The sequence below is a fragment of the Burkholderia sp. BCC0322 genome, from assembly GCF_902833045.1.
GTDB lineage: Bacteria > Pseudomonadota > Gammaproteobacteria > Burkholderiales > Burkholderiaceae > Burkholderia.
The window spans coordinates 44,096-56,224 of sequence record NZ_CADFDU010000019.1; the positions used below are offsets into that span (position 1 = coordinate 44,096).

The following is a 12,129-nucleotide window of genomic DNA, read 5'->3' on the forward strand; positions in this document are numbered from 1 at the left end:
TGACACGTGATATGAGCCTGCTGAACTTTCCGAGTGACCGCCCCATCGATCTCGCCTGCCTCGGCCGCGTGGCCGTGGATCTCTATGCGCAGCAGTACGGCAGCCGCCTGGAGGACGCGCGCAGCTTCCAGATGTATCTGGGCGGCTCGTCCGGCAACGTCGCGTTCGGCGTGGCCCGTCTGGGGCTGAAGACCGCGATGATCTCGCGGGTCGGCGACGAGCAGATGGGCCGCTTCCTGCGCGAGACGCTCGAGCGCGAGGGCTGCGACACGAGCCAGCTGCAGACCGACCGCGAGCGCCTCACCGCGCTGGTGCTGCTCGGGCTGAAGGATCGCGACACGTTCCCGCTGCTGTTCATGCGCGAGAACTGCGCGGACATGGCGGTGCGCGCCGACGAGATCAGCGAGGACTTCATCGCCGGCTGCCGCGCGCTCGCGATCACCGGCACGCATCTGTCGACGCCGGGCACGCGCGAGGCGTCGCTGACCGCGCTCGGTTATGCGCGTCGCCACGGCGTCGTGCGGATTCTCGACATCGACTACCGGCCCGTGCTGTGGGGGCTGACCGCACGCGGTGCGGGCGAGAACCGCTACGTGCCGGACGCGCAGGTGACGCGGCAACTGCAGCAGGTGCTCGGCGAATTCGACCTGCTGGTCGGCACCGAGGAGGAATTCCTGATCGCGGGCGGCGTGCCGCACGACGTGATCGGCTCGTTGCAGGCGGTGCGCAAGATCACGAATGCGACGCTGGTCGTCAAGCGCGGCGCGCTCGGCTGCTGCGTGATCGAGGGCGACATTCCCGCCCGCATCGACGATGCGCCGACTTTCCTCGGCGAACGCGTCGAGGTGCTCAACGTGCTCGGCGCGGGCGACGCGTTCCTGTCGGGCCTGCTGTCGGGGCTGCTGCGCGGCCGCGACTGGGCCGAATCGACGCGCATCGCGAACGCGTGCGGCGCGATCGTCGTGTCGCGCCATGCGTGCTCCGCGGCGATGCCGACGCCGGCCGAGCTCGCGCACTGGTTCGACGGCAGCCGCAATCCGGTGGTCGACGCCGACCACGCGCTCGCGCACCTGCATCGCGTGACGGTGCCGCGCCGCGAATGGGACGACCTGTGCGTGATGGCGTTCGACCATCGCAGCCAGTTCTACGAACTCGCGGTGCAGGCCGGCGCGGACGAAGCGCGGATCAAGACGCTGAAGCGCCTGCTCGTGCGCGCGGTCGAGCAGGTCGAGCGCGATCGTCATATCGAAGGCCATGTCGGCGTGCTGATCGACGGCGGCGGCTATGGCAGCGACGCGCTTGCGTCGGCCACCGGACGCGGCTGGTGGGTCGGCCGCCCGGTCGAGTTGCCGGGCTCCCGGCCGCTGCGTTTCGACGCAACGCGCTCGATCGGCTCGTCGCTCACGCACTGGCCGACCGAACAGGTCGTGAAGTGCCTGGTTCACTATCACCCGGACGACCCGGTCGACCTGCGCGTCGAACAGGAGCAGCGCGTGCTGGAACTGTGGGAAGCCACGCGCGAGAGCGGCAACGAACTCCTGCTGGAAATGATTCCGCCGCGCGCGGTCACGCCGGCCGGCACCGAGGACGACGCGGTGCTGCGCACGATCGCGCGCTTCTACAACCTCGGCGTGATGCCGGAATGGTGGAAGCTCACGCCGCTGAGCGCCGACGGCTGGGCGCGGCTCGCCGCGCTGATCGCCGAGCGCGACCCGCATTGCCGCGGCGCGGTGATCCTCGGGCTGAACCAGCCGTTGCAATACCTCGTCGACAGCTTCCGCTCGGCGACCAACCCGATCGTCAAGGGCTTCATGGTCGGGCGCACGCTGTGGGCCGATGCATCGCTGAACTGGTTCGCCGGCCGGATCGACGACCAGGCGCTGATCGACGAAGTCGCCGGCAACTTCGCGCAGCTGGTCGACGCGTGGCTCGGCCGCCGCGCCGCGGCCGCCCGCGCCGCCGCGGCCTGACGCGACACCCGCGACGATCCACCCGATCCCTCTTCACCGACCGACATGACCTCTACCGTAAGACTGACCGTCAGCCAGGCGCTCGTGCGCTACCTGGCCGCCCTGCGCGCCGAAGTCGTCCAGCCCGACGGCCGCACCGAGATCCTGCCGTACTGCGGCGGCGTGTTCGCGATCTTCGGCCATGGCAACGTGGCCGGGCTCGGCGAGGCGCTGCACGCGGAACGCGACCGCCTGCCGACCTTCCGCGCCCACAACGAGCAAGGGATGGCCAATGCGGCCGTCGCGTTCGCGAAAGCGCATTTCCGCCAGCGGATGATGGCCGCGACGTCGAGCATCGGCCCCGGCGCGACCAACATGCTGACGTCGGCCGCGCTCGCGCACGTCGGCCGGCTGCCGCTGCTGCTGCTGCCCGGCGACGTGTTCGTGTCGCGACTGCCCGACCCCGTGCTGCAGCAGGTCGAGGATTTCGAACAGGGCGACGTCAGCGCAAACGACTGCTTCCGGCCGGTGACGCGCTACTTCGACCGGATCACGTCGCCCGAGCAGTTGCTCGTCGCGCTGCCGCGCGCAATCCAGGTGATGACCGACCCCGCGCAGTGCGGCCCGGTGTGCCTCGCACTGCCGCAGGACGTGCAGACCTTCGCGTACGACTGGCCCGAGGATTTCTTCGCGCCGCCGGTGATCCGGATGCGCCGGCCGCCGGCCGACGCGCTCGAGCTCGCCGATGCGCTCGACGTGCTGAAGGCCGCGAACAAGCCGCTGATCGTCGCGGGCGGCGGCGTGCTGTACAGCCAGGCATGGGATGCGTTGCGCGCGTTCGCCGATACGCATGGCGTGCCGGTCGCCGAATCGCAGGCCGGCAAGGGCAGCCTCGCGTGGGACCATCCGCTGAATCTCGGCTCGATCGGCGTGACGGGCTCGCCCGCCGCGAACCGCGCGGCCGCGCAGGCCGACGTGGTGTTCGCGGTCGGCACGCGGCTGCAGGACTTCACGACCGGCTCGCACGCGCTCTACGGCAATGCGACGCTCTTGAGCCTGAACGTGCAGCCGTTCGACGCGGGCAAGAAACGCGGCCATCAACTGGTGGCCGATGCGCGCACGGGCCTCGGCCAGCTGTCGGCCGCACTGGCCGGCTGGCGCGCCGATCCGGCCTGGACCGCAAGCAACCGCGACCAGGCCGCCGCATGGCAGGCGCGCGTGACCGCGCTGACGACGCGTGTGCCGACAGACACGCTCCCGTATGACGCGGAAGTGATCGGCGCGGTGCGCGACTCCGCGGCCGACGCCGGCCGCGACAGCGCGCGCGACGACCTCGTCGTGTGCGCCGCCGGCACGCTGCCTGCCGAGCTGCACAAGCTGTGGCGCAGCGGCGTGCCGGGCAACTACCACATGGACTACGCGTACTCGTGCATGGGCTACGAGGTCGCGGGCGGCCTCGGCGCGAAGCTCGCGCGGCCCGAGCGCGAAGTGATCGTGATCGTCGGCGACGGCTCGTACATGATGCTCAACGCGGAACTCGCGACGTCGGTGATGCTCGGCCGCAAGCTGATCGTCGTGATCCTCGACAACCGCGGCTACGGCTGCATCGAGCGGCTGCAGCTGAATTGCGGCGGCGCGAGCTTCAACAACATGCTCGACGACTGCGTGCCGGAAGGCGGCGAGCGCTCGACGATCGATTTCGCGATGCATGCGCGCGCGATGGGCGCCGAAGCCGTGCACGTGCGCGACATCGGCGAGCTGCGCAGCGAGATGAAGCGCGCCCGCGCGGCGAAGAAGAGCCAGGTGCTCGTGATCGACACCACGCACCGGCGCACGACCGACGACGGCGGCGCATGGTGGGAAGTCGCGGTGCCGCAGGTGTCCGAACGCGCCGGCGTCGAGACGGCGCACCGCGCGTATCTCGATGCGAAGACCCGGCAGCGGCGCTGATCGCGCGCACTGCCCACGAACCCTCCCCGCGAAAAACCCATTCGAACCAAGGAAGCACGTCATGAGCTGGAACGTCCGCATCGGTATCAATCCCCTGTCGTGGATGAACGACGACCTGCCGTCGCTCGGCGGCGAGACGCCGCTCGAAACGGCGCTGAAGGAAGGCGCCGAAATCGGCTACGCGGGCTTCGAGCTCGGCAACAAGTTTCCGAAGACGGGCCCCGAGCTGAAGGCGAAGCTCGCCGAGTTCGGCCTCGTGTGCGTGTCCGGCTGGTATTCGGGTTTCCTCGCCGAGGTCGAACCGGGCATGAGCGACGCGGAGGCGGTCGCCGCGGAAATCGAGCGCTGCCGCGCGCACATGACGAAGCTGCAGTACAACGACGTGAAGGTGGTGGTCTACGGCGAATGCGCGGGCACGATCCAGGGCAACATCGACACGCCGGTCGCGAAGCGGCCGCGCTTCGTCGACGACGAAGCCTGGCGGCGCTACGCGGCACGCCTCGACGCGTTCGGCGCGCACCTGCTCGACGCGTACGGCATCAAGCTGGCCTACCATCACCACATGGGCGCGTACGTCGAGTCGCCCGACGACGTCGACCGGCTGATGGCGCTGACCGACCCGGCCAAGGTGTTCCTGCTGTTCGATACCGGCCACGCGTATTTCGGCGGCGCGGCCGACCCGGTGACGCTGCTGAAGAAACATGTGTCGCGCGTCGTTCACGTGCATTGCAAGGACGTGCGGCCGCAGGTCGTCACGCAGGCGCGCAACGACGGCTGGAGCTTCCTGAACGGCGTGATCAACGGCACCTTCACGGTACCGGGCGACGGCGCGCTCGACTACGAGGCGACGCTGCGCACGCTGAAGGACGCCGGCTACGAAGGCTGGCTCGTCGTCGAGGCCGAGCAGGATCCGGCCGTCGCGCCGAGCTATGCGTATGCGAAGAAGGGCTACGAATCGCTGCGCGCGATCGTCGACCGGTTGAGCGCGTGAGCCCTACCCTATTGCGGAGCCCCACCCCATGACGATTTCCCCCCTGCTGGTCAAAGCCTCTGCCGAGCGCGAGATCTGCAACGTCACGCCCGAGTCGGCCGGCTGGAAGCACGTCGGTTTTCGTGCGCTGCGATTGAAGGCCGGCGACACCGAGACGCTCGACACCGGCGCGCGCGAGCTGTGCGTCGTCGTGCTCACCGGCACGGTGCGCGCGGAGGTCGACGGCACGACCTACGACGCGCTCGGCAAGCGCGACAGCGTATTCGAGGACGTGTCGCCGGACGCGCTGTACGTGCCGGGCGGCAAGACGGTCACGCTGGTCGCGACGCGCGATGCGGAAGTCGCGTTGTGCACCGCGCCGTACGCGAGCGGCGACAAGCCGGTGCAGCGCCTCGACGGCGAACGGATGCGCCGCTCGGTGCGCGGGCAAGGCACCAACACGCGCTACGTGTGCGACATCCTGATGGGCGACAACCCGGCGGCCGACCGGCTGCTCGTGGTCGAGGTCGTCACGCCGGCCAGCCATTCGAGCAGCTATCCGCCGCACAAGCACGACCGCGACGCGGCGCCCGACGAAACCTCGCTCGAGGAAACCTATTACCACCGGATCGATCCGCCGCAGGGTTTCGCCTTCCAGCGGGTGTACACGGACGACCGCAGCCTCGACGAAGCGTGCGCGGTGGAAGACCACGACGTCGTGATGGTGCCGCGCGGCTACCATCCGGTCGTCGCGCCGCACGGCTACAACCTGTACTACCTGAACGTGATGGCCGGGCCGAGCCGCGCGTGGGCGTTCAAGAACGATCCCGCGCACGAGTGGATGCTCGACGCACCGCAGCGCTGATGGAATGACGGGCCCGCGCGCGGCCCGTGACGATGCGACGCCCGGCACGCGCACCCAGAGCCGGCGACGCCACGGAGCCGCCATGGTGACAACCCGCTTTCGCCTCGAACCCCATCCCTTCGACGACGACGCGTCGAACCCGGCGCTGCCGCGCTTCGATGCGGCCATCGCGCGCCGGATCGGTGAAATTGCGGTCAACCTTGCCGCGCGCCGCGGGCTGCCGATCGCGGTGAGCATCGTCGGCGAGCAGGCGCCGCTGTTCTACTGCGCGCTCGACGGCAGCGACGCCGGCGACAGCGACGCGATCCGCCGGCGGCAGAACACGGTATTGCGCTTCGGCCTGAGTTCGCTCGCGGTCGGCGAGCGCTTTCGCCGCGCCGGCTGGTCGCTGCACTCGCAGGGGCTGTCGGACGACGACTATGCGCTCGACGGCGGCGGCGTGCCGTTGCGGCTCGCCGGAACCGGCATCGTCGGCGCGATGACGATCGCGGGGCTCAACGACGCGCGCGATCATGCGCTCGTCGTCGAGTGTTTGCGGTGGCACGTCGGCGCGCACGCACTTGCGATGAGCGCGTAGCAGCCGCTGCGCCCTGAGCGGCGAGCAGCGTCGGCAGCCATTGGCTGAAGCCGAAGAAGCCGATGCTCAGGAACCCGTTGAACGCCTCGGCATCGCGGTGCGGCCGCGGCGTGCGCCGGATTTCGCCGCCCCTGCTGCCGGGGCGGCGAAATCCGGTCAGTTCAACCCGCCGCTCACGACGAGATGCTCGCCGGTCATCCAGCGCGCATCGTCCGACGCGAGGAACACGGCGACCGACGCGATGTCGTCCGGCTCGCCGAGGCGGCCGAGCGGCGTCTGGCTGCGCACCTGCTTGTCGAGATCGGAGCCGATGATGCCCGAGCTGTGCGTGCCTTCGGTCACGATCATGCCCGGGTTGATCGCGTTCACGCGGATCTTGCGCGGGCCGAGTTCGAGCGCGAGCACGCCGGTGATCGCGTCGACCGCGCCCTTGGTGCCGCTGTACACGGCGCTCGCGGGCGGCGTGATGCTGGTCACCACCGAGCTGATGTTGATGATGCTCGCGCCTTCGCCGAGATGCTTGACGGCCGCCTGCGTCACGAGCAGCACGCCGAACACGTTCGTGTCGAACTGCCGGCGGTAGTGTTCCTCGGTGATCGCTTCGATCGGCGCGAATTCGTACACGCCGGAATTGTTGACGAGCACGTCGAGACGGCCATACGTGTCGATCGCCGTATCGACGATGCGCTGCGCATCCGCCGCCTTCGACACGTCGCCGCCGACCGCGACCGCACGGCCGCCGGCTTCGACGATCGCGCTCACCACCGCGTCGGCGCCCGCCTTGCTGCTCGCGTAGTTGACGACCACCGACGCGCCTTCCGCGGCCAGTGCCTTCGCGATCGCCGCGCCGATGCCCTTCGATCCGCCCGTGACGATCGCCACCTTGTTTGCCAGCTTGCTCATGATTTCATTCCTCAGTCAGAAGACGCTTGATGGATGGCGCCGGTTGCCACGTGTTGCGTCGTTGCGCACCGGCATGACTGGCAATTTAAGGTGCCGCGCGGCGGCGATAAAGCGGCTCGACGCGAATTGTCTGGCGGAGCCAGCCGAACAATCGGAGCGACACGGTCAGCCGGCGCTCAACCATGCGTTCGCGACCTCGCCGCCCAGGCCTTCGAGTGCGCCGTCGTAGACGATCCGTCCGCGCCCCATGACCGCGACGCGCCGCGCGAGCCGCGGCGCGAACTGCAGCCGCTGCTCGATCAGCACGATCGCGACACCGTCGGCCTGCAATGCAGCAAGGCACGCGCCAACCTCATCGACCGCGAGCGGCGCGAGCCCTTCGGCCGGTTCGTCGACGATCAGCACGCGCGGGCGGGCGGCCAGCGCCCGCACCAGCGCGAGCACCTGCTGCTCGCCGCCCGACAGCCGCCCGGCCTTCACGTCCGCGCGCGCGGCCAGCAGCGGAAAACGGTCGAACAGGTGTTCGAGCGCCGCGCGTTCGGCCGCACCGCGGGCGCCGCGCAGCCCGAGCCGCAGGTTGTCACGCACCGTCAGCAGCGGAAACACGTCGCGGCTTTCTGCGACGTAAGCGACGCCGCGCCGCGCGATCTCGAACGTGCGCGCGCCCACGCATTCGGCGCCGGCGATGCGCACCGAGCCGGCCGTGCGCACGAGCCCCATCACGGCCTTCGCGAACGTCGAGCGCCCCGAGCCGTTGCGGCCGAGCAGCGCGAGCGTCTCGCCGGGCGCCAGCGCGAGATCGACGCCGTCGAGCACCGGCTGCATCCCGTACCACGCGCGCAGGTCGCGAATGTCGAGCAGCGCGCTCGTCATACGCCACCCTCCCCGAGATACGCGGCACGCACGGCCGGATCGGCGCGGATCGCATCGGGCGCGCCGGTCGCGACCACCGTGCCGCGCACGAGCACCGTGATGCGTTCGGCGAAGCCGAATACCGTATCCATGTCGTGTTCGATCAGCAGTACCGTGCGCCCCTGCGTCGTCGCACGAATCAGCGCGATCATCCGCGCCGCCTGCGCGCGGCTCATGCCGGCCGTCGGCTCGTCGAGCAGCAGCGTGCGTGCGCCGCTCGCGAGTGCGATCCCGAGATCGAGCGCGCGCTGTTCCGCGTAGCTCAGCTCGGCTGCCGGCGTAGCGCGGTGCGCATCGAGGCCGACGTCGTGCAGCACGCGCTCGGCCGCGAGATCGACCGACGCCGATTCGCGCAGCCGGTTCCACCAGCGCCGCCGCTCGGCCGGCGCATGCAGCGCCGCGCAGCGCAGGTTGTCGAACACGGTCAGCCGCGCGAACGCGCTCGTCTGCTGGAAACTGCGGCCGATGCCGAGCCGGCTCGCCACGACCGGGCCGCGCCCGCGCAGCTCGACGCCGTGCAGCACGACGCGCCCGCGCGTGGGCCGCACCGCACCGGCGATCACGCCGAACAGCGTCGACTTGCCCGCGCCGTTCGGCCCGATCAGCGCATGACGCTCGCCGGCCGCGATGCTCAGCTCGACCCCATCGAGCACCGTCTGCGCGCCAAAGCGCTGCACCACACCGTGGAGCGCGATCGCGTTGCCGTTCATCGCCCGTCCTCCCGCTTGCCGGCCGGCACGAGCCGCGCGCGCCAGCCCCACAGCAGCGTGCCGATGCCGAACGCGGAGCACGCGACGGCCCAGCCGGCCGGCGTATCGGCGTCGATGCGCCAGGCGCCGAACGCGAAGCCCGCGCCGTCGTCCTGCGCGAAGCGCCACGCATAGCCGAGCTCGGCCGCGCAGACGATCGCGACGCCCCAGAACACGCACGCGCCGATCGCGCACAGCATGCGCCACCGTTCGGCCGCCGGCGCGCCGCGCCGCAAGGCCTGCGCGAGCGCTGGCACGATCCCGGCGATACCGCGCGGCGCGGCCATGACGATCACGACGAACAGCACGCCGAGATACAGCGCCCACGCGCGCGACACGCCGGCGACGACGACGCTCAGCGCGGTCAGCACCGCCGCCCCGGCCGCCGGCCCGAAGAACGAACCGGTGCCGCCGATCACCGTGGCGATCAGCACGGTCGCCGAGCGCGCCATCGATACGCTGTCGGGCGTCGCGATTTCGACGTCGATCAACGTCAGCGTGCCGGCGACGCCGGCGAAGAACGACGCGCAGGTGACCATCGCAAGACGTACGCGGCGCGGATCGGTGCCGAGCGCGGCGACGCGCACGGGGTTGTCGCGCACCGCATTCGCGAGCCGCGCGAGCGGCGTGCGCGTCAGCGCGTGCATCGCCCACGCCGACGCGAGGCACCAGGTCGCGATCACCGCATACGCCTGGACGGGTGCGCCGAAATGCCAGCCGCCCAACGGCGTACCGCTCGCGCGGTCGATCGGCACGCCGCCGATCCCGCCGAACCAGGCAGGCACGCTCCACGCGGCGGCGGCGACACATTCGCCGAGCCCGAGCGTGATCATCGCGAACGCGGTGCCCGCACGGCGCGTCGCGAGCAGCCCGGCGGCGAAGCCGAAACCGGCGCCGGCCACGCCGCCGACGAGCGGCAACAGCGGCAGCGGGCCGCCGAAATGGTTGAACCAGTGCGCGGCCGCGAACGCACCGACGCCCGCGAACGCCGCGTGTCCGAACGACAGCAGCCCGGTCGTGCCGAGCTGCAGGTTGTACGACAGGGCGAGCACGACGAGCGCGGCCGTCTGCGCGAGATAGCCGAGCACCGCGCCATGCGGCCACAGCCACGCGGGCAGCGCGACGCATGCGGCGAACACGAGCCCGCGCGCGACGCCGGCGAGCGTACGGTTACGCATCGGCACGCTCGCCGAACAGCCCGCGCGGCCGCGCGACCAGCACCACGACGAGCAGCAGGTACGGCACCAGCGGCGCCAGCTGCGCGATCGACACCGCGGCCACGCTGTCGGGCAGCACAATGCCGGCCCATTCCGTGAGGTCGCGCAGCGACGTGTCGCTCGCAGCCGCGAAGGTCTGCGCGAAGCCGACCGCGAGCGACGCCGCGAACGCGCCGCCGAGCGAGCCGAGCCCGCCGATCACGACGACCGCGAACACGACCGACCCGACGGTTTCAGCCAGCGCCGGTTCGATGACGGCGAGCGGCGCGCCGATCACGCCGGCCAGCGCCGCGAGCGCGGTGCCCGCGCCGAACAGCGCCGTCATCACGCGCGGCACGTCATAGCCGAGCGCCTCGACGGCCGCGCGGTGCGTCAGCGCCGCGCGCACGACGAGCCCGATGCGCGACACGCGCAGCAGTGCGCCGAGCGCGACCAGCATCGCCGTGGACATCCCCATCATGAACAGCCGGTAGCGCGGCAGCGCGAGGCCGAACACGGTCACGGGCGCGCCATCGAACAGCGCCGGCACGGGTGCCGGCAGCGGCGCGAGCCCCCACACGAGTTTCGCGCCCTCGCCGATCAGGTAGGCAAGGCCGAAGGTCAGCAGCAGCTCGCTCGTATGGCCGCGCGCCTGCACGCGGCGCAACATCGTGCGCTCGCAGCCCGCACCGAGCAGCCCGACCGCAAGCGGCGCGAGCACCAGCGCGGGCCAGAAACCCGCGCTGGCCGCGATGCTGTAGCCGACATACGCGCCGAGCATGTAGAAGCTCGCGTGCGCGAAGTTGAGCACGCCCTGCACGCTGAAGATCAGCGTGAGTCCGGCCGACAGCATGAACAGCAGCAAGCCGTAGCTGAGGCCGCTGAAGGCCTGGAGCGCGAACGCGTGCACCGCGCAGTCAGGCCGCGAGCGGCTCGAGCGCGGCGCGCAGCGCGTCGGGCAGCGGCACCGGCCGGCGCGTGCCGCGATCGACGTACACGTGCACGAAGTGCCCCTGCGCGGCGGGCGCCGCATCGCCCTGCGCGAACAGCCCGACCTCGTAGCGCACGCTCGACGTGCCGAGCTTCACGACCCGCAGCCCGGCTTCGACCGATTGCGGAAACACGAGCGGCGCAAAGTAGTTGCACTGCGTCTCGACCACGAGGCCGATCGTCTGCCCGTGCTCGACATCGAGCGCGCCGGCGCGGATCAGGTATTCGTTCACGACCGTGTCGAAGTAGCTGTAGTAGACGACGTTGTTCACGTGCCCGTAGACATCGTTATCCATCCAGCGGGTCGTGATCGGCAGGAAGTGGCGATAGGCGTCGCGCGGACGCGGTTGCGGCTTGTCGGACATGGCGATGACGGTCAGGACGATGGAAGCGACGAGGACGACGCGCGGCAGCCGCGGAACACGGCGCACCGGCAAGAAGCGGAGCGCCGCGCCGCGATCGCTCGCGGCACGGCGGATGCAACCCTGCTGACGGGCCGGCCCTTCACTGCCCCGGCCGGTCGACGAACTCGAAATCGAGGCCGCGCGCACGCATCCAGTCGGCGAGCGCGACGCCCGTGCCGGCGCGCCACGGGCGCAGCAGCGGCGGATCGACCAGCTTGTATTCGAGCAGTTCCGGCGACAGCGCGACCGTGCCCGATGCACGCACGTGGTACGCGATGATCAGCTCGTTCTTGCGGATGAATTCGTAGACGCCGACGAGCGACACCTGCTCGGCCTTCAGCGCCGTTTCCTCGAACACCTCGCGCGCGATGCCGTCCTCGGGCGTCTCGCCGCTCTCGAGGAAGCCGGTGATCAGCGCGAACATGCCTTCGGGCCAGGCCGCGTTGCGCGCGAGCAGGATCTTGCCGTCGAGCTCGACGATCGCGGCGACGACGGGCAGCGGGTTGTTCCAGTGGACATAGCCGCAGCTGTCGTCGGGGCACGCCTGGCGAATGCGGCCGCCTTCATGGTCGAGATCGGCGCGCTCGGCGAGCGGGCTCGCGCAGCGCGGGCAAAAGCGGTAATCGGCGGTGGTCATCGATGGGGATCTGGCAGGCGCCGGACG

12 protein-coding genes are annotated in these 12,129 nt (G+C 70.7%); 5 read left to right on the top strand and 7 right to left on the bottom strand.

Annotation, left to right across the window (positions count from 1 at the left end):
* Positions 1-11: 11 nt before the first annotated feature.
* The 5 genes from iolC to HWX39_RS32865 all read left to right on the top strand — a co-directional run bounded on the left by iolC (position 12) and on the right by HWX39_RS32865 (position 6,311).
* Positions 12-1,970, top strand: coding sequence for a 5-dehydro-2-deoxygluconokinase (iolC, locus tag HWX39_RS32845; RefSeq protein WP_175971737.1), 1,959 nt, complete (start codon positions 12-14; stop codon positions 1,968-1,970).
* Positions 1,971-2,015: 45 nt separating this feature from the next.
* Positions 2,016-3,899, top strand: a complete 1,884-nt coding sequence (gene iolD / locus HWX39_RS32850) for a 3D-(3,5/4)-trihydroxycyclohexane-1,2-dione acylhydrolase (decyclizing) (protein WP_175971738.1) — start codon at positions 2,016-2,018, stop codon at positions 3,897-3,899.
* Between the two features lie 61 nt (positions 3,900-3,960).
* Entirely contained in the window at positions 3,961-4,890 is a 930-nt protein-coding gene (iolE, locus tag HWX39_RS32855) for a myo-inosose-2 dehydratase (protein ID WP_175971739.1), read from the top strand.
* A gap of 28 nt (positions 4,891-4,918) precedes the next feature.
* Positions 4,919-5,734: a 5-deoxy-glucuronate isomerase gene (gene iolB / locus HWX39_RS32860; protein WP_175971740.1), complete on the top strand. Its 816-nt coding sequence runs from the start codon at positions 4,919-4,921 to the stop codon at positions 5,732-5,734.
* Between the two features lie 82 nt (positions 5,735-5,816).
* A complete protein-coding gene (locus tag HWX39_RS32865) occupies positions 5,817-6,311 on the top strand; it encodes a heme-degrading domain-containing protein (RefSeq protein WP_175971741.1) in 495 nt (164 codons plus the stop codon).
* A 156-nt stretch (positions 6,312-6,467) separates the two neighbouring features.
* On the opposite strand, the gene HWX39_RS32870 is transcribed toward HWX39_RS32865, so the two are convergent.
* The 7 genes from HWX39_RS32870 to HWX39_RS32900 all read right to left on the bottom strand — a co-directional run bounded on the left by HWX39_RS32870 (position 6,468) and on the right by HWX39_RS32900 (position 12,102).
* Positions 6,468-7,214: a glucose 1-dehydrogenase gene (locus tag HWX39_RS32870; RefSeq protein ID WP_175971742.1), complete on the bottom strand. Its 747-nt coding sequence runs from the start codon at positions 7,212-7,214 to the stop codon at positions 6,468-6,470.
* 165 nt (positions 7,215-7,379) lie between these two features.
* A complete protein-coding gene (locus tag HWX39_RS32875) occupies positions 7,380-8,087 on the bottom strand; it encodes an ABC transporter ATP-binding protein (protein WP_175971743.1) in 708 nt (235 codons plus the stop codon).
* Positions 8,084-8,836 (bottom strand): ABC transporter ATP-binding protein, encoded by a 753-nt coding sequence (locus HWX39_RS32880; RefSeq protein WP_175971744.1) that lies wholly within the window; start codon positions 8,834-8,836, stop codon positions 8,084-8,086. The genes HWX39_RS32875 and HWX39_RS32880 overlap by 4 nt, the downstream gene beginning before the upstream one ends.
* Positions 8,833-10,053, bottom strand: coding sequence for a branched-chain amino acid ABC transporter permease (locus HWX39_RS32885; RefSeq protein ID WP_175971745.1), 1,221 nt, complete (start codon positions 10,051-10,053; stop codon positions 8,833-8,835). The genes HWX39_RS32880 and HWX39_RS32885 overlap by 4 nt, the downstream gene beginning before the upstream one ends.
* Positions 10,046-10,981 carry a branched-chain amino acid ABC transporter permease gene (locus HWX39_RS32890; RefSeq protein WP_175971746.1) on the bottom strand — a complete coding sequence of 312 codons (936 nt, stop codon included), beginning with the start codon at positions 10,979-10,981 and terminating at the stop codon, positions 10,046-10,048. The genes HWX39_RS32885 and HWX39_RS32890 overlap by 8 nt, the downstream gene beginning before the upstream one ends.
* A gap of 7 nt (positions 10,982-10,988) precedes the next feature.
* Positions 10,989-11,426: a thioesterase family protein gene (locus HWX39_RS32895; RefSeq protein ID WP_175971747.1), complete on the bottom strand. Its 438-nt coding sequence runs from the start codon at positions 11,424-11,426 to the stop codon at positions 10,989-10,991.
* A 139-nt stretch (positions 11,427-11,565) separates the two neighbouring features.
* Positions 11,566-12,102, bottom strand: a complete 537-nt coding sequence (locus HWX39_RS32900; RefSeq protein ID WP_175971748.1) for an NUDIX domain-containing protein — start codon at positions 12,100-12,102, stop codon at positions 11,566-11,568.
* Positions 12,103-12,129 lie beyond the last annotated feature (27 nt).

Excerpts from the sequence above, each read along its gene's own strand:
- iolC (WP_175971737.1), top strand. The coding sequence starts at position 12 with ATGAGCCTGCTGAACTTTCCGAGTGACCGCCCCATCGATCTCGCCTGC.
- iolD (WP_175971738.1), top strand. The coding sequence starts at position 2,016 with ATGACCTCTACCGTAAGACTGACCGTCAGCCAGGCGCTCGTGCGCTAC.
- iolE (WP_175971739.1), top strand. The coding sequence starts at position 3,961 with ATGAGCTGGAACGTCCGCATCGGTATCAATCCCCTGTCGTGGATGAAC.
- iolB (WP_175971740.1), top strand. The coding sequence starts at position 4,919 with ATGACGATTTCCCCCCTGCTGGTCAAAGCCTCTGCCGAGCGCGAGATC.
- HWX39_RS32865 (WP_175971741.1), top strand. The coding sequence starts at position 5,817 with ATGGTGACAACCCGCTTTCGCCTCGAACCCCATCCCTTCGACGACGAC.
- HWX39_RS32870 (WP_175971742.1), bottom strand. The coding sequence starts at position 7,214 with ATGAGCAAGCTGGCAAACAAGGTGGCGATCGTCACGGGCGGATCGAAG.
- HWX39_RS32875 (WP_175971743.1), bottom strand. The coding sequence starts at position 8,087 with ATGACGAGCGCGCTGCTCGACATTCGCGACCTGCGCGCGTGGTACGGG.
- HWX39_RS32880 (WP_175971744.1), bottom strand. The coding sequence starts at position 8,836 with ATGAACGGCAACGCGATCGCGCTCCACGGTGTGGTGCAGCGCTTTGGC.
- HWX39_RS32885 (WP_175971745.1), bottom strand. The coding sequence starts at position 10,053 with ATGCGTAACCGTACGCTCGCCGGCGTCGCGCGCGGGCTCGTGTTCGCC.
- HWX39_RS32895 (WP_175971747.1), bottom strand. The coding sequence starts at position 11,426 with ATGTCCGACAAGCCGCAACCGCGTCCGCGCGACGCCTATCGCCACTTC.
- HWX39_RS32900 (WP_175971748.1), bottom strand. The coding sequence starts at position 12,102 with ATGACCACCGCCGATTACCGCTTTTGCCCGCGCTGCGCGAGCCCGCTC.